Source organism: Agrobacterium sp. DE0009, from assembly GCF_007680755.1.
Lineage (GTDB): Bacteria > Pseudomonadota > Alphaproteobacteria > Rhizobiales > Rhizobiaceae > Agrobacterium > Agrobacterium tumefaciens_B.
Genome location: NZ_VEIU01000001.1, coordinates 405,346 through 419,950, shown reverse-complemented (window position 1 = coordinate 419,950; position 14,605 = coordinate 405,346). Strand labels below are relative to the sequence as shown.

Sequence of the window (14,605 nt, the reverse complement as noted above, 5' to 3'; positions counted from 1 at the left end):
TGGTTTCCCCGCCTGCGTTCGGCGGGGTTTCCCGAACAGGTCATGGAGTTTGATATGACGGAAATAGTGAAAATCCCCCCTCGGCCCAAATACCACGATGCCGTCGTGGTCGAACGGGCGGTTGAGAGGTTGTTGAAGCCGGTCCAAGAATGGATAGACCTTCGCGCACAGTTCCAGCCGAAGGATTTGAAATCCCAGCTGACGGATTGCATCGATAACAATGGCTACGGATACGCCAAAGAGCTGGAGGAGCGTTACGGCTGGGAACCTGATAGTGCTCTTGTCGAATGCTTGGACAGGCTGGACATTCACAGCGCGCATCAACATGTGGTTCGCGCGTGGGTCACGCTCTACAACGTAAAAATCCCCTTCAATGTCGGTGATCGTGTCTGCACCCCTTGGCTTCGAGCCGGCACGGTCAAGGATTTCGACCGATCGACGGCGCAGCTCGCCGTACAGAGCGATGAGAACCGCGATGAGGGTAAGGATTACAGAACCCTGATCGACTTCGAAGTCGCTATACCGATCCTCGGCACCATTGGCGAAGCTGCGCCGGCGGAAGGCGGTGCGGCATGAAGGCTTTATTCTTGGCATGCCTCGATGTCATTGCCGTGACCATTGTCCTCGTCCTTGGTTATTTCGTCGCAAAGCTCGCATATCCAGGCTATTTTGCACCCCCAACGATTGCCGACGTTGCCTTTATGATCGCGTTTATTGCCCTGCGCCGCCAGTATAAGAACGGCGGTGCGGCATGACGCACGAGGACCTGAGAAAGCGCTGGGCCGAGGCCAATGAGCGCGTCGAACTGCTGGACAAACAGCGCTACCAGCTCGTCGAACACACCCAGCAGGAATGGCTCGAGGCGCAGACCGAGTTTCAGGCCGTGGTGGAGGAGTGCCTGAACGGCGACGCCTTCTTGTGCGAGGCCTGCGACGCACCGATTTTCCCGGGCGATCAGTACCACGCTGGGATAGAGCCTCGGTGTTTCGAGTGCGCACCCACCTATCAGTCTATGATCGACGAGCCCGAGGGCTTCGTTGATCTCGTTGACGAGAGCCCATCGACGCCGGAGAACCTTCGCGCGGCGTTTGACGCCCATATCGCCGCCGGCGGCAGCCCTGACGACAAGATGGTGGAAGTCTATGACTGACCGCCCCATCCTGTTCAGTCGCGAAATGGTTCGCGCCCTTCTGGCCGGTCGTAAGACGCAGACGCGGCGCATCATTGAGCCATACATCGTCGCTGTCGGCGATAGTCCGCTCCCGAACGATGTGGCCTTTTTCACCGTCGCAGATGCACGGGGCAGAAAAGTTTCGTCGCCTCCTTTCCGTCCCCGCGTTGCGGTCGGCGACCGCTTCTATGTGTGCGAAACCCACTATCGCTACGGCCATTGGGAACCGAAGGGCACGGCAAAGACCAAGCGGGGCAAACAGAAATGGCAGTTCGTCGAGGATTCGTCTGCGGTTCTTTTCGATGCCCCCGAGGTTTTCCGCCGCGGGATGCACAACGAAGATCCTCACACCCCGGCATGGCACAAGCGCACCGCCCGCTTCATGTTCAAGAAGCATTCCCGCCTGACGCTCGAGGTGAAGAACGTCAAGGTCGAGCGTCTGCATGACATCAGCGCCGACGACTCCCGCGCCGAGGGGCTGCAAAAGCTACCGGCAACGGGCAGCTATGTCGTCGAGAAAGGCGACCAGTATTTCGGCCAAGCCTCTCACAATCCCCGGGAGGTGTTCCAGATGCTTTGGGACCGGATCAACGGCGAAGGCGCATGGTCGCAGAACCCGTGGGTCATTGCCTACACCTTCGTCACGATCCACGCGAACATCGACAAGGTGGCGGCATGAGCTATTCCACCTTCGACGACATGCCCCGGCGGAATCGCCGCCTGATCCTGCGCGACGAAGGTATCGCCCGCCGTGCCGGCAAATGGACCAAGTGGGAAACGCTCAGATTTCCCCACGGCACCGTCCATTCGCACGGATGGACCGCCGATATCACCACGGCGCACCGGAACAACGTGTTCAGCGTGCTGGATCGCACCCTGCCCGATGGCACGCGCCACTTGGCTATCACGTCGCTTTCTGGCGTGCGGCCGACGTGGCCTGAAATGCAGCGGATCAAAGACGAGATTGCCGGTCCCGACGCCACCGCAGTCGAGGTCTACCCGCCTCAAGCGGAAATCGTCGATGACGCGGACATGTATCACCTGTGGGTGCTGCCAGCGCCCCTTCCTTTCTCTCTGTTCTCGAGGACGAGCAATGACTGAAACCGCAAACCTGCAGGATTACATTCTGGCGGAAGTGACGCGCAAAACGTCGGAAGAACATATTCGCCAGTTGATCGACAAGAAGATCGACGAGGCGATAAAGGGCGCTGTTGACGACGAGTTCCGCTACGGCGGCAACCTCAAAAAACAGCTCACCACGGCTGTGGGCGCTGCGTTGTCGATCGGCGACAAGATCGATGTTCCGGCCTACGGCGTGATGGTCATGGCACTACTGCGCGAGAAGCTGGACGCAAACATCAACGAGCTGCTCAACGAAAAGCTCGCCTCCGAGATGCAGGAGCTTCTCCAAATCGCACCAAAGGTACTCGCATTCTCAGAGATCATCGCGAAGATGACCGAGCAGGCGAAGGAGCAGTCAGACACCCCGTGGGGTAAAATCTCGGTCTTTATCGAAGAGAGCGATTGGAGCGCTGGTTGTTACCACGTCGGCATCGATCCCGATGGCGATATCCGTAAACGCTACGAATGCGACACACAATTTTATGTGGACGCCGCTGGCAAAATCTCGAGCCTCACCGTCAATAAGCGGGACGTCGGCAAGGTAATTGGAATGGCACCCTATTGGGGCTACCAGAAGATGATCTTTGCTGCTTACGCCTGCGGCTCGAAGCTCATCATGGATGAACTCGATCCCTCCCTCGAATACGGGGAGTATTGAGCCATGGAGCGCGAAAAAGTTTCAGACATCATCATAGAGCGCGCCGTCGAGCTGTGGTGCCGCGCGCTACGCAATCCAAAGTTCAACAATGGCGACAATAGCGAGGCCGGATTTTTCGGCGCGGGCCTTGCTTACATGAACGCTGACACGGCAGCAGGCGAGACAGAGCTGGACAAGGCGATCGAGCGATTCCGCGAGGCTCTCGTCACCAATATGAAGTTCCTTCGCGACCACGACGGACAGCCCACCGGCAAGCCAAACGAATACGGTCGCCCTGGCACCTATTATTTCGATGCGTGCTTAAGCACGGACTATGACCCCGACGAGAACTTGCGGCGGGCCGCAGATCACGCCGGCATTCCGTATAAGCTGTTTTCGTGGAAGTCGAGCGTGAACGTCTACGATCCCACCGCAGTCTGCGCCAAGTTCGGCTATGCGGCACCGGATTTCTATCACTATCCCCTGTCCGGCGGGCGCTGGCTCATCACTCAGCTTCGCGGCAGAGACATGCCGCTGATCATCAAAGCGGTTGAGGAAGGTCGGTTGCCCGAGCTGCACGTCGAAGAACCGACGGAGGTGGCGCGATGAGCGAAGCCGAAATCCAGAGGCTGCGCGACAGCACCATTCGGAAAGCGATAGGCCCCACGATCCTGCTTGGGTCCGGTACCTATTTCGATTTCGACGATCCTGAGAGCTGCGAAATCACCCTCGAGGACATTGCCTATGGCCTCGCCTTTGAGGGGCGCTGCGCAGGGCAGTGCTATAGCCGCATCTTGAACGTGCGGGTGTTTTATTCGGTCGCAGAGCATTGCGTCCGCATGAGCCGCGCCGTGGCGCCAGAACTGGCGATGCAGGCGTTGATGCATGAAGTTGGCGAGGCGGTATGCGGCGATATGACGGCACCGCTCAAATCACTGAACCCGAGCTTCAAGGCTATCGAGAAAAGGTGCGAGGCCGCCATTCTCAAGAAGTTCGGCGTTGAGATGACGCACCCGCTGGAAATCAAAAAAGCTGACGTCCGGATGCTGGCGACCGAGCGGCGGGACCTCCTGCCTTGGCGCGGCGAGCGTTGGAGCAAAGAAGACGAGGCCATCCCATACGATTTCGAGATTGTGCCGTGGGACCCGGCAAGGGCTGGCTTGGAGTTTATGATGCGGTTCGACGAGTTGACGGGGGCCGCCAATGGCTGAAACCTCCGCAATCGAGTGGTGCGACGCCACCGTGAATTTCTGGTGGGGCTGCACGAAGGTCTCGCCCGGGTGTGATCATTGCTACGCCGAGGCATGGAACGCTTTCCGCGGCACCGGCGAATGGGGACCGGGCGCGCCGCGGCGGAAGATTAAGAGCGCTGTTTCGCTACTTCGCTCGCTGAACCGCCGTTCGCCGCTAACCTTTTTCAGCGAGCATGGCCGGTTAATGCGAGTATTCATGCAGTCCATGTCCGATGTCTTCGACAACGAAGTGGACGATGCCTGGCGGCTTGAGCTGTTTCTGGAAGCTAAGGAGGCTCGCTGGGTCAACATCATCATGTTGACCAAGCGCGGCGCGAACGTCGCCAAGATGGTGCCGACGTCGTGGCTCGATCACTGGCCCCGCCACATCGGCCTGATGTTCTCCATTACCAACCAGCGCGAGGCGAACCGGGATATCCCACGCCTGATCGACCTCAAGCAGCGTCTCGGCCTGCCATGGATCGGCTTGAGCATGGAACCACTACTCGGCCGCGTGCGCCTGAAACGCGAATGGCTGGATCATATCGATTGGGTGATTGTCGGCGGCGAGAGCGGCAAGGATGCGCGCCCGATGCATCCAGAGTGGCTCGACGACATCAAAAACGCCTGCACGCTCCGCAGCTACCGGCGCAGGCCTGTCCCGTTCCTGTTCAAGCAGTGGGGCGAGTGGGTGCCTGACGACATGGCGCGCAAGCTCCCGGGCGTCAAGCTAAAGCAGGCCTATCCATGTGTTGATCTGCCCCGCGACGACAACGCTTTCTCCGTGACCAATCTCGGCACCGTCAAAATGGTGCGGGTGGGCAAGAAGGCCGCCGGCCGCGAAATCTACGGCACCGAATATCTCCAGTTTCCGAAGGCGTTGGCAGCATGACCTATCCTCAGTTCGACATGCGATTTTCTGACCGAATTAAATCGAAACGAACCGCCTACCAAAACTTCCTCACTTATCTGGATGAAATCCCTTCGGTGCAGGTGAAAAACCGAGTTGAACGGCATTGCCGTGTACGCTTGGTTAAAATCCGTGGCGACGACGGCGAAGTCTCCGCAACGCAATGTTGGGAAACCTATCAACATTCGGTAGGGCGGCTATGACTGACCGCATCGCCTGCATCAACCCCAATTGCCGCCGTACCGCGGCGCAGGAAAAGCACCCCGGCTCCACGTGGATCATCTGCGGCAAATGCTACCGCGCCATGCCTGACCGGTTCCGCGCGCGGTGGAAGGCACTGAACAAGCGGAGCCGTGGGCTCACGCGAATTAGCGAAAAGACCAAAACGACGACGATGGCGGCGCGTAGACGCCAGTGGCTCCGCATCGATCGATTGTACGACCGCGCTTGGGACCGGCTCGTCGAAGCTATCACCCACTATTTCACCGCCTCCGAGCAGCCAGTGGCCTCGAGGACTTCATGAAGAAGAACAGACTTGTCTTATGCCCAGAAAAAGCAATATTGACCTGTCGAGGTCCGCGTCAATGGCAAGGCAACCCATTTCGTACAGAACCACCCCACAGGTTCGCTCCACGAATTTTCTCAGCACAGTCACCAGCACCATTAATTAGCTGCGACGCAATGCCTCTGTCGCACGCAGCTAAACCATCTTCAACGAATCTGAGGAAAAGGCCAGTTTCAAAGTGGGGCTTGGCCCACGCTCAGTAACGCCAAGTATGGTGACAGCGAAACGCGCTCTGGTTACAGCTACATACAGTCTATTGTGTGCCGCGAAGTCGAGGTAAGCTTTGCTCTCTGTCTGGGTTGTGAGATCCGTCGGCGGAACACGACCCGCATCTATCCCGACAAGCACGACTTCATCGAATTCCAACCCGCCTACATAGTCTGCTAGAGAGATAACAAATTTGTTTTCGACAGCTGCTTTTCTCACAACATCCGCGTCACCTCGACTTTTTATGATTTCAAATTTCCTGTTAGTTTTTTGGGCGTGACCAATGAGTGCATGCATTAATTCGTCAGACAGCGTAATGATCGCCGCCGTCGTCTGAGTGTTTTGCCCCGACCACGTGTTCTCAACAATATTAAACGCTTCCTCTAGCATAAGTTCATCATTGGCGACTGATCTATATTCAGGAAATCTCGAACGCTTCTCTTCCGCAAAGCTCATCTGGCTGTACGAGAGGCTCATCGGATCTTCGAAATTTGAAAAAAGAGTTGCCCCAGAAGACGTAATCGCAAAAGCGAGATTTACGATATCTGGAGAACATCTAAAAATGCCTTTTACTGAGACGGATTGCTCTGCGCTCCGACCGGTCGCATCCGGAATAAGCGAAGTTACGTCGATATCTTCGCCCCAACCACGATCACCAATAGCTTGAGAGCGATCAACCGCATACGAAATCGGAAACATTTGCTCATTACGAGAGAGGTGATGGAATACCGACAGCTCGTTCATGTTGAAGAGGTGCGTTTCATCAACAAAAATTGCATCGTATCCTTCGCGCAAACGCCTGCGGCGCCATATAGGTGCAGAAAGCTGACTTACAGCGCTGATTGCGACGTCATCAGTATCGAATTGTGCCCCGGTGACAAGCTGCTTGCGATAGGATTCAAATATGCGCCACAAGAAAGCTTTGTCGCCTTCAGAATTAGTAGGAAGCCCGTTCTTCACGCGACCAATTTTTTTATAAACATCAAGCTTCTCTGAAGCGCGACCTTTTATTACGAGAGCAATCTCGTGCTGCACTAGATAGTTCTTCACTTCCGGCGCTTCGTTTTGCCAATACGCTAGAAACTCGGGAGACATGAATTTTTCGTAAGTCGAAAACTCTGGCTCAACTTCAGATATAGCCGCTTCCACATATAAAAGTTGTAATTGCTTTGCATCGTAAGCGTCCATGTCAACGAACTCTGTCGAAGCGATCTCATTCTGGAGCAAGTCAGCACAATAACTTTGCAAGGTCTCGACCCGAAGCCGGTTCTTACGCGGTTGGTGCGATATAAAGTCGTCACCTGCCATCGCCTGGACTACCGTGGTAATACTCCGTCGCGTCGCCTCACTGTGCGTAAAGAAAATTGCCTGGACGTCGGCGTCTGTGCTCTCAGCTTCTTTAAGTGCGCGTATTGCTCTAAGTACGAGCGCCAACGTCTTTCCAGTTCCAGCAGGACCTTCGATTCGCACGGGATGATCAAGTGTCCCGAAAATAACCCGTTGTTGGCTCTCTGTTATGAGCTTTAGCCACGTCTCATAGGACTGATGGATATCGACCGTCTTCGCTGTCTTTTCTAAGATTGCATCCACGAACTGGATTTCAGACATATTATTGACGCCGCTGCTGGCAGCCGGTTTCTTCACCGCAAGATTAGCAGGAACTTCTTCGATGAACTTTCTAAATATATTGGTTTGGGATGTCTCGTCGGCACCAGCACCCTCATCCTTACTTATTTTGTATACGAGCAGGTATATTCCAGATTGTCCTCGCTTAGCGAGACGATCGACATCAGGATTCAAATCGATTGCAATCCGCGTGCCATTACGCTGACTCAGCGAAAAAGGAAAAACAACTGCCGTTCTCGCGCTCACAATTCGCTCGTTGGGGGCACGGACCGCCTTGGTCCAATATTTTAACGCGAACCTCAGGGTTCGCTGAACATATTGCAGGACGTCATAGTCCGATTGAACGGTAGATAAGCCACTCTGCACGAGGTCAAAGACCACAAACTTCTTCTCATCAGGATCGTTCCCGAAAACGAACAGGCCATCACCAGCATTTTCGCAGCCCAGATTCAGCGTCGGGGGACTTGCGTCTGCTCCACGCATCAACGATGCCAGACCTTTCCCGGACGGAAAGTCAGCCGACTGAAGGGACCTATCGGAAATTATGTCCGAGATCGAGTCTGCCCGAATAGCGACGTATTTTATCACGCTTGAATCTCCGGTTCCGAGAATGCATTCTTCAGTGCGTCGATACGTCGCTGGCTCAAATCCGCTACTCCAATTCGACCAAACAAATTCATCAGCCGTTGCATAAGAAACTCGATAAATGGGGATCTAAGCAAGCCGATCGGCATTGCATAATCGTCCTCGGTAAGAAAGCGCATACCCGCTGCTCCACTACGCTCCAGTACAGCGAATTCTTTATTGTCGATCCCATCCAAAATTTTACTGGCAACATGTGACGGCACAAACCTAATTTCTCTAAAAAGCGCGACGTGGCCAGAAGGCTCCTTCCCGAACTCGACTTCATCCAGATAATGAAATTCAGCCACCCCGTTCCCAACCAACTCCTTCACCAGACCGTGGTAGAGGCCCAAATTTTCGGAGATAATTGTTCTTGCCTCGGAGGTCGTGTGCGACGCAAGGAAAGCTTCCGCGTCACGCATTTTTTCCCAATGCTCAGAAAATCTCTTAGATCTCGTTTTTCCGTCTTTAGTCTGGTTCGTCTCAAGATGTGCCTTGATAGCGTCATAGGAAATAGTTTCTAATACCGATTCTGCTAATCCCGCTGCCTTAACCAGCTTTCGAAGTTCGCCGTAGCTGTTGGCTGACAAACGAGAGGCGACAATTTCTGCCCCATCTTTCAGTGCCCAATCATGATATTTCACAATCGGAATATAGCTAAAAATAGCTGCTTTCCTATTAGTTACATCACAACGTGCCGTTATAATCAGTCCCCGAACATCACAAGTGGCATAATTCTCAGCAATTGCGCAGGTGAAAATTGTCCCTTGAGTGAGTTCCCGCGGATCAGGACGAACAATCATTAGCTCCTCATATACTATCGGAATGCGCAGCGCGTCGCACGCTCAGGTGGTTCTGTATATTATGAGGTTGTAAATAATTCCTTCTCCCACATTCTGCCGGCGGTTGTTCCTAAATGCGCCGACGTCGCGAGGTGGAAACCTACTCTAGTTCTGGATGCCGTCGCGGCAACATAAGCTGCTAGCGCGCCTTGGGCGAAGGTATAGGTCTATAACCTGCAAAAGAATTGCTACCGTCAACAGTGAAAGCGGTCATGACATTACAGACCTGCGTGCCATTTGCTGACGCGTTGTTCAGTAGGCTTGCCTAGTCGCTATCGGATTCTTGATTGCGCAAACCGACAAGGAATCCGTTTTGCGTTAAACTAGAATCAACGCTAGATTGCCGTCTGGTTTAAGAACGGAGACAACTCAGTGAAACCCGCAATCGAAAATGACGATCTTGATACGGAAGAAGAAGTAGACGAGGTCCCGTTCGTAGAGTTTGATATATCAGTATCACCGTCAGACCCAACACTCGAGCTTCTGTCATCCCAGGTAAATCGCGGCGACATAGTGATCCCCTTTTACCAGCGGCGTTACGTTTGGAAGATTGAGCAGGCCTCGAGGTTGATCGAGTCATTCCTGATGGGCCTCCCAGTTCCCCAAGTATTTCTATACGTAAATGCTGAGGACCAACTCGAAGTTATCGACGGCCAGCAACGTATTATGTCCGTAAAATATTTCTTTGAGGGATTGTTTGGTGAACCTGACAATCAGAGCAAACGCCAAGTGTTTAAGCTTAAAGGCCTCTCCGAACGATCCGAGTACAACGGTAAAACTTTCTCAGAGCTTTCGCCCAAAGATCAACGAAAACTTCGGAACTCGACGCTACGCGCAATCAATATCAAGCAGCTCAAACCGAGCTTGCGTAACGACAGCGTGTTCCACATATTCCAGCGGCTGAATACGGGTGGCACGCAACTCAAGCCCCAAGAAATTCGGAATGCCGTGTACCGTGGAAAGATTGTAGATAGCCTCAAAAAACTTAATGAACTGGCCGGTTGGCAGCAGATCCTTGGCATTAAAAAGCCAGACAAAAATCAGAAAGACATTGAGCTTTTGTTAAGACTATTTGCTCTGTTTCGCGTCTGGGGCGAGTATGAAAAGCCAATGCTTAAGTATCTGAACGACCAGATGGATACTAACAAAGATTTTTCTTCAGATAGGGCAAAAGAGTTTCAAACGAGGTTCCCTGACGTAGTTAAGATTATCAACGCTGCACTATCCAAGCCGTTCAGGCCAAAAAGCGTTATAAATGCGGCGGTACTGGAAGCAGTAATGGTAATATTATTAGAACACCCGGACATAACATCCGCACAACTCAAAGCCAGATATCCAATCCTACTCAAAGACAAGTCCTTTTTGAGTGTAATCAGCGGCGCAACAACCGACACTCTAGTACTTAAAGCGCGCTTGGAGGCTGCGCGGAGAATACTTACTGATGAGCAAAACTGATTTGGATGTACACTTTGACCGTATCGACCAGCTTGTTCAAGAGATGAAGGCATTCGTCCCAAGTGACCTGATAGGGGCAAGTCAATTTCGTGCTGATCTTGCAGGCTTGCTAGTTGTTACTATTGCGGCATCTTATGAGAGTTGCGTCAAAGAGACTCTAATTGCTTACGCGAATCGCCATCACATTGCTTTTGGGACATTCACGCTCAATAACTATAAAAAATTGAACAGTAGAATTTCCATCAGTGATCTGCATCAGTATTCTTCTCTGTTCGACGATAATATAGCTGTCAGATTCAAAAAGATACTCAATGCGCGAAAAACGAAAATCGACCAAAGGATAGGTAAGAACATTGAGTCATGCTACAAACAGATCCTAAGCTGGCGACATGATTTTGCTCATGCTGGAACACGGAATACCACTATCGAGGAAGCCGTAGCGACCCACAGATTGGCAAAAAGAGTACTTTACTCTTTTGACCAAGCATTTAACGGACATTAGGGATTCGACATCTAAACCCAATCGAAGCAATCTAAACTATGACCCTTATTTTTCTTGAACGGGCCGGGTTCGGCCCCTTCTTGTTGATCCTCACAGGCCCGTTTACAAACTCCTCTAGTGACGGCACGCCTTCCAGCACGAGATCAGCATAAATCTGCGCCAGCTCCTTACGGCGCTCAATGTGAAGCGCACGATTGTAAGCCGCTTCCACCCTATCTTTCGGTGTGTGCGCGAGCATCAAATCGATGACATGGCGATCTTGCGGGTACCGTTCGTTCATGATTGACGAGAACGACGCTCGAAAGCCGTGCGGCACATGTTTCTCATAATAATCTGCCCGGTTAAGAAAGTAGCCCATCGCATTTGCAGACATCGGTTGGGTCGGTCGCCGTGGGTTCGGAAAAACGTACTCTCCCCGACCAGTGAGCCGACGCAATAAAGCGATAATCTCCAGCGCCTGCGGTGGTAGCGGGACAAGATGGTCATAAAGATCATCTTGCTTTCGTTCGAGCTTGAGTTTCATGCGTGCCGCAGGGATACGCCAAACTGGATTATCCTCATCCAGATTGGCCCATTCGGACCAAGGCGTGTCCGCGAGAGTGCCAGGTCGCACCGCCGTGATGGCGAGCAGCTTCAGCGCGAGTTTTACATGTGGTCGCCCAGGCGTTTTACAAACATCGGCAAGGAGTTGCCTGATCGCCTCGACAGTGGTCAGCGCAGGCCGCCTCCCCTTATGAAGCGGTACAAGAGCGCTCTGCACTACTGCGGCGGGATCGCTCGTCGCTCGGCCGGTAGAAATGGCGTATACGAATATGGCAGATATCCGCTGGCGATGACGCTTTGCCGTTTCAACAGCTCCGCGTTTCTCGATCAGCCGCAACACTCCGAGGACGGTCGGCGCATCGATCACCGTTATAGGCAGCCCACCAATGTGCGGCAGCACGTCCCGTTTCAGGGTCCGCCAAACCTCGTTGGCGTGAGCTGGTGCCCAAACCGTGCTGGCAAGGTCGAACCACTCTTTTGCGAGGACCGAGAACGTTGCCTCCGCATCAGAGCGCTGAATGACCTTTTCTAGCTTCTTCTGCGCCGACGGGTCCCGTCCAGATTTGAGCAGCAGGCGCGCTTCGTCTCTGGCGCGACGCGCCTCGAGCAAACTCATCTCAGGATAATCGCCGATGACGAGCGTCTTTTCCTTGCCTAGAAATTCATAGCGGTACCGGAAAATTTTGCTGCCGGCCTTCGTCACATAGACGTGTAGGCCATTAGTGTCGGAGAGCTTGTAAGGCTTGCTCTGCGCCTTCGCTTTTCGAATCGCCGTGTCGGTAAGCACGCCCACTCCATCGATACCCGGTTTTCCAATCCTGATACCCGGTTCGGTACCCGGAAATGACCGGGATAGTACGGAACGTTATGGGAACCAGCGGGAATATATGAACTGGAAGGAACGCGGCGCGCAAGGGCCAACGAGAACATATGGGAACATATGCGAAACAAAAATGGCAGATGGGGTGGGATTCGAACCCACGGTACGCTCTCACGCACGCCGGTTTTCAAGACCGGTTCCTTAAACCACTCGGACACCCATCCATCGGTGGTGAGGCTTTATAGCGTTTTGGAAATGGCCGTCAATCCCGCCAAGCAGACGAAGCAGCTCATCTTTTGAAGCACAGACGATCATTGCCCAGGCGTCGTTGCGGGCGGCAGGAGCGAACCGTCGCCCGATGGGATAGACGGAACCTGCTGCGCCGTGTCGAATAAGGTGAGGCTTAACACGATTGCCACAAGCACCAGCAAAAGTGCCACGAAGAAGATACCGGGTTTGTCCATGCGTCTGCTCATGTCACGATATGTTAAAGCCGAATATGTGCAATTCGAGGCAGCACGAAGAATAAATCGAAGTCTGTCAAGTTGTCTTACAGATTGACAGAGTTCATCGTCTGAAAAGATACGAATTGTCCGAAATTTCTTTCGAGGCGTACTGTTTGGGATGGAAGTGACCTATCGCGTCAGCCACATTGTCACTTATATCACGCCATCGCTCCCGGGCATTGCCCAACTTTCCCCGAGCGATCAACCTGCCCCGCTTATCCGCGGGGCTTTTTTCTTTTAAGGCACCTGGAAACAAACGGCTGCCAGAGCCTGCGCATTCGTACATTGCATATCACACGCCGATGCTGGGCCTGCCATGGCCGGCGCCTCCCTCACCCCGCAGGATATCATAAAACAAGTCCAGCAAAGCAGGCGGCAAAGTGTCTGACAACTCAGCGATGATTTCGCCGGCGCGATTGTAGGAATAGATGGCGCACAGCGTCAGAACAAGCAGCAGGATCCAGGGCCAAAGCGGCTTGCGTCTCTGCGGTGCTCCATTGGGTGGTTGCGGTAAACTCATGCCGATACCTTCCGCTCAGGCTTTCACGCGCGGCTCACCCCCGGGCGCATAGGCGGTTTTCTGGAGGAAACGGAATATATTGCCGCACTGCGCGCAACGGATCATGAAATCGGTCGGATCGCCGGAGGGCCGTTCGACACGAAAACCTATCGGCATCTCATCGATGCGAAAATCGACGTCACGGCGGCTCTTATCGTCCGATTCAGAAGCTTCGGCAAAGCCTTGATGTCCGCATTTCGAACATTCGAGCTTCCGGGAATATCTGTCGCGCGCTGCCATGTGCCGTCCTTTGTTCAATGGTTATCAGGTAGCAGCGGCAAAACACCATTTCAATGGCAGCCACGGCAGGTTAAGACCGTCACGGCTATTTCCACACTGTAAACCCTGCCGAAGCGAAAAACGACCGGAAGCCGTTGACCATCACCGATGACCGACCATAAGCGCCCGTTTTCACCTTCCTTCATGTTTCGTGCCGCCCTCGTCGGTGTAAGCCTGCTGGTCACCCTTGCTGCGATGAATGTCGGGATAAAATGGTATGGGGCGCGGATTAGCCAGGCAGGCCACACAACCGAAACCGACGCGGTAGAGATCGTTATCGGCAATGATCGGCTAAGGCTCGCCAAGAATACGCTCCGCGCACCTGCCGAGCGTTTCGGCGGAGAGCGCGACCGCGTCGATCTTTTCCTGACCTGGCCCGATCTGAGGGGGTACGAGCAAGCGAATCGATCCCTGTTTGATGATCCCGCGCAGGCGCCAAGGCTGATATTCATCAAGCTTTCGCGGAGCACCATGTCGGAGGATATGTCGGGTCGTTTCGGGCCGATTTACGCACGGCTGACGGAAGGCGAGCCGGTGCCGCTAAAGCACGGTCTTCTGCTTCACCGGCTGCGCACCGATTCCGGCTACGGTAAGGAGGTCATATTGACGGGCGAACGAAACGGTCAAAGCGCCTATGTGGTGCGCTGCCTCATGCCAGAGCCGCCGCAGCAGCCGACGGGCAGCGATTGCCAGCGCGATATTCGCGTCGGGCAGGACTTGAGCCTCTTCTATCGCTTCTCGTCTCTCCTGTTGCCGCAGTGGGACAAGGTGGATGCGGCCGTGAAAAACTATATCGAGCACCGCCTCGTAAAAGACGGAAATCCATGACACGGCACAGACCGGGCAACATGCGAAAAGTCGCATTTTATGGAAGTCGGATACCTTTCATAAACCACTTGGTAACGCCATACCGATAAAGTTTCGTCTCGGAGCATCGGGCGGGGCGTGTCCGAGCGGAACATAAATATGCGATTGAAGAGTTCAGCAGTGTTGAAAATTCTATCT

General features: G+C 53.8%; 20 protein-coding genes and 1 tRNA gene. 14 read left to right on the top strand and 7 right to left on the bottom strand.

Translation table 11 applies throughout. The features are described 5' to 3' along the window. Positions 1 to 54 precede the first annotated feature (54 nt). Genes FS804_RS02165 through FS804_RS02115 form a run of 11 tightly spaced genes read left to right on the top strand, consistent with a single transcriptional unit; the run spans position 55 to position 5,595 of the window. Complete coding sequence (locus tag FS804_RS02165) at positions 55 to 576, top strand: hypothetical protein (RefSeq protein ID WP_144574277.1); 522 nt, start codon at positions 55 to 57, stop codon at positions 574 to 576. After that, positions 573 to 755, top strand: coding sequence for a hypothetical protein (locus FS804_RS02160; protein WP_144574274.1), 183 nt, complete (start codon positions 573 to 575; stop codon positions 753 to 755). Before FS804_RS02165 ends, FS804_RS02160 begins: the two co-directional genes overlap by 4 nt. Continuing rightward, positions 752 to 1,150: a hypothetical protein gene (locus tag FS804_RS02155; protein WP_144574272.1), complete on the top strand. Its 399-nt coding sequence runs from the start codon at positions 752 to 754 to the stop codon at positions 1,148 to 1,150. The genes FS804_RS02160 and FS804_RS02155 overlap by 4 nt, the downstream gene beginning before the upstream one ends. After that, complete coding sequence (locus FS804_RS02150; RefSeq protein ID WP_144574270.1) at positions 1,143 to 1,850, top strand: hypothetical protein; 708 nt, start codon at positions 1,143 to 1,145, stop codon at positions 1,848 to 1,850. Before FS804_RS02155 ends, FS804_RS02150 begins: the two co-directional genes overlap by 8 nt. Then, a complete protein-coding gene (locus tag FS804_RS02145) occupies positions 1,847 to 2,272 on the top strand; it encodes a hypothetical protein (protein ID WP_144574268.1) in 426 nt (141 codons plus the stop codon). The genes FS804_RS02150 and FS804_RS02145 overlap by 4 nt, the downstream gene beginning before the upstream one ends. Next, on the top strand, positions 2,265 to 2,951 hold the full coding sequence (locus FS804_RS02140) for a hypothetical protein (protein WP_144574266.1): 687 nt from the start codon (positions 2,265 to 2,267) through the stop codon (positions 2,949 to 2,951). The genes FS804_RS02145 and FS804_RS02140 overlap by 8 nt, the downstream gene beginning before the upstream one ends. A gap of 3 nt (positions 2,952 to 2,954) precedes the next feature. Continuing rightward, positions 2,955 to 3,539 (top strand): hypothetical protein, encoded by a 585-nt coding sequence (locus FS804_RS02135; protein WP_144574264.1) that lies wholly within the window; start codon positions 2,955 to 2,957, stop codon positions 3,537 to 3,539. Next, positions 3,536 to 4,141: a hypothetical protein gene (locus FS804_RS02130; protein WP_144574262.1), complete on the top strand. Its 606-nt coding sequence runs from the start codon at positions 3,536 to 3,538 to the stop codon at positions 4,139 to 4,141. Before FS804_RS02135 ends, FS804_RS02130 begins: the two co-directional genes overlap by 4 nt. Continuing rightward, positions 4,134 to 5,054 (top strand): DUF5131 family protein, encoded by a 921-nt coding sequence (locus tag FS804_RS02125; RefSeq protein ID WP_144574260.1) that lies wholly within the window; start codon positions 4,134 to 4,136, stop codon positions 5,052 to 5,054. Before FS804_RS02130 ends, FS804_RS02125 begins: the two co-directional genes overlap by 8 nt. Next, a complete protein-coding gene (locus FS804_RS02120; protein ID WP_144574258.1) occupies positions 5,051 to 5,275 on the top strand; it encodes a hypothetical protein in 225 nt (74 codons plus the stop codon). The genes FS804_RS02125 and FS804_RS02120 overlap by 4 nt, the downstream gene beginning before the upstream one ends. Further along, positions 5,272 to 5,595, top strand: coding sequence for a hypothetical protein (locus tag FS804_RS02115; protein WP_144574256.1), 324 nt, complete (start codon positions 5,272 to 5,274; stop codon positions 5,593 to 5,595). Before FS804_RS02120 ends, FS804_RS02115 begins: the two co-directional genes overlap by 4 nt. A gap of 177 nt (positions 5,596 to 5,772) precedes the next feature. Here the strand turns inward: FS804_RS02115 and FS804_RS02110 are convergent, their stop codons facing one another. Together FS804_RS02110 and FS804_RS02105 are read right to left on the bottom strand one after the other, a co-directional pair. After that, on the bottom strand, positions 5,773 to 7,953 hold the full coding sequence (locus tag FS804_RS02110; RefSeq protein ID WP_144574254.1) for a UvrD-helicase domain-containing protein: 2,181 nt from the start codon (positions 7,951 to 7,953) through the stop codon (positions 5,773 to 5,775). A 101-nt stretch (positions 7,954 to 8,054) separates the two neighbouring features. Beyond that, positions 8,055 to 8,897, bottom strand: a complete 843-nt coding sequence (locus FS804_RS02105; protein WP_144574252.1) for a hypothetical protein — start codon at positions 8,895 to 8,897, stop codon at positions 8,055 to 8,057. A gap of 411 nt (positions 8,898 to 9,308) precedes the next feature. Here FS804_RS02105 and FS804_RS02100 point away from each other — a divergent pair, with 411 nt between their 5' ends. Further along, positions 9,309 to 10,391, top strand: coding sequence for a DUF262 domain-containing protein (locus FS804_RS02100; RefSeq protein ID WP_144574250.1), 1,083 nt, complete (start codon positions 9,309 to 9,311; stop codon positions 10,389 to 10,391). Further along, positions 10,378 to 10,893 (top strand): HEPN domain-containing protein, encoded by a 516-nt coding sequence (locus FS804_RS02095; protein ID WP_144574248.1) that lies wholly within the window; start codon positions 10,378 to 10,380, stop codon positions 10,891 to 10,893. Before FS804_RS02100 ends, FS804_RS02095 begins: the two co-directional genes overlap by 14 nt. A 31-nt stretch (positions 10,894 to 10,924) precedes the next feature. Here the strand turns inward: FS804_RS02095 and FS804_RS02090 are convergent, their stop codons facing one another. The 5 genes from FS804_RS02090 to FS804_RS25115 form a co-directional block, all read right to left on the bottom strand. Beyond that, positions 10,925 to 12,223 (bottom strand): integrase arm-type DNA-binding domain-containing protein, encoded by a 1,299-nt coding sequence (locus FS804_RS02090; RefSeq protein ID WP_144574246.1) that lies wholly within the window; start codon positions 12,221 to 12,223, stop codon positions 10,925 to 10,927. Between the two features lie 167 nt (positions 12,224 to 12,390). Then, positions 12,391 to 12,480: transfer RNA gene (locus FS804_RS02085), tRNA-Ser, on the bottom strand. 87 nt (positions 12,481 to 12,567) lie between these two features. Next, complete coding sequence (locus FS804_RS02080; protein WP_186376635.1) at positions 12,568 to 12,720, bottom strand: hypothetical protein; 153 nt, start codon at positions 12,718 to 12,720, stop codon at positions 12,568 to 12,570. A 334-nt stretch (positions 12,721 to 13,054) separates the two neighbouring features. Continuing rightward, positions 13,055 to 13,282, bottom strand: a complete 228-nt coding sequence (locus tag FS804_RS02075) for a hypothetical protein (RefSeq protein WP_144574242.1) — start codon at positions 13,280 to 13,282, stop codon at positions 13,055 to 13,057. Positions 13,283 to 13,297: 15 nt separating this feature from the next. Next, positions 13,298 to 13,561, bottom strand: coding sequence for a hypothetical protein (locus tag FS804_RS25115; RefSeq protein WP_144574240.1), 264 nt, complete (start codon positions 13,559 to 13,561; stop codon positions 13,298 to 13,300). Positions 13,562 to 13,744: 183 nt separating this feature from the next. Here FS804_RS25115 and FS804_RS02065 point away from each other — a divergent pair, with 183 nt between their 5' ends. Beyond that, positions 13,745 to 14,428: a hypothetical protein gene (locus tag FS804_RS02065; RefSeq protein ID WP_371417838.1), complete on the top strand. Its 684-nt coding sequence runs from the start codon at positions 13,745 to 13,747 to the stop codon at positions 14,426 to 14,428. Positions 14,429 to 14,605 lie beyond the last annotated feature (177 nt).

Excerpts from the sequence above, each read along its gene's own strand:
- FS804_RS02165 (WP_144574277.1), top strand. The coding sequence starts at position 55 with ATGACGGAAATAGTGAAAATCCCCCCTCGGCCCAAATACCACGATGCC.
- FS804_RS02160 (WP_144574274.1), top strand. The coding sequence starts at position 573 with ATGAAGGCTTTATTCTTGGCATGCCTCGATGTCATTGCCGTGACCATT.
- FS804_RS02155 (WP_144574272.1), top strand. The coding sequence starts at position 752 with ATGACGCACGAGGACCTGAGAAAGCGCTGGGCCGAGGCCAATGAGCGC.
- FS804_RS02150 (WP_144574270.1), top strand. The coding sequence starts at position 1,143 with ATGACTGACCGCCCCATCCTGTTCAGTCGCGAAATGGTTCGCGCCCTT.
- FS804_RS02145 (WP_144574268.1), top strand. The coding sequence starts at position 1,847 with ATGAGCTATTCCACCTTCGACGACATGCCCCGGCGGAATCGCCGCCTG.
- FS804_RS02140 (WP_144574266.1), top strand. The coding sequence starts at position 2,265 with ATGACTGAAACCGCAAACCTGCAGGATTACATTCTGGCGGAAGTGACG.
- FS804_RS02135 (WP_144574264.1), top strand. The coding sequence starts at position 2,955 with ATGGAGCGCGAAAAAGTTTCAGACATCATCATAGAGCGCGCCGTCGAG.
- FS804_RS02130 (WP_144574262.1), top strand. The coding sequence starts at position 3,536 with ATGAGCGAAGCCGAAATCCAGAGGCTGCGCGACAGCACCATTCGGAAA.
- FS804_RS02125 (WP_144574260.1), top strand. The coding sequence starts at position 4,134 with ATGGCTGAAACCTCCGCAATCGAGTGGTGCGACGCCACCGTGAATTTC.
- FS804_RS02120 (WP_144574258.1), top strand. The coding sequence starts at position 5,051 with ATGACCTATCCTCAGTTCGACATGCGATTTTCTGACCGAATTAAATCG.
- FS804_RS02115 (WP_144574256.1), top strand. The coding sequence starts at position 5,272 with ATGACTGACCGCATCGCCTGCATCAACCCCAATTGCCGCCGTACCGCG.
- FS804_RS02110 (WP_144574254.1), bottom strand. The coding sequence starts at position 7,953 with ATGCGTGGAGCAGACGCAAGTCCCCCGACGCTGAATCTGGGCTGCGAA.
- FS804_RS02105 (WP_144574252.1), bottom strand. The coding sequence starts at position 8,897 with ATGATTGTTCGTCCTGATCCGCGGGAACTCACTCAAGGGACAATTTTC.
- FS804_RS02095 (WP_144574248.1), top strand. The coding sequence starts at position 10,378 with ATGAGCAAAACTGATTTGGATGTACACTTTGACCGTATCGACCAGCTT.
- FS804_RS02080 (WP_186376635.1), bottom strand. The coding sequence starts at position 12,720 with ATGGACAAACCCGGTATCTTCTTCGTGGCACTTTTGCTGGTGCTTGTG.
- FS804_RS02075 (WP_144574242.1), bottom strand. The coding sequence starts at position 13,282 with ATGAGTTTACCGCAACCACCCAATGGAGCACCGCAGAGACGCAAGCCG.
- FS804_RS25115 (WP_144574240.1), bottom strand. The coding sequence starts at position 13,561 with ATGGCAGCGCGCGACAGATATTCCCGGAAGCTCGAATGTTCGAAATGC.
- FS804_RS02065 (WP_371417838.1), top strand. The coding sequence starts at position 13,745 with ATGTTTCGTGCCGCCCTCGTCGGTGTAAGCCTGCTGGTCACCCTTGCT.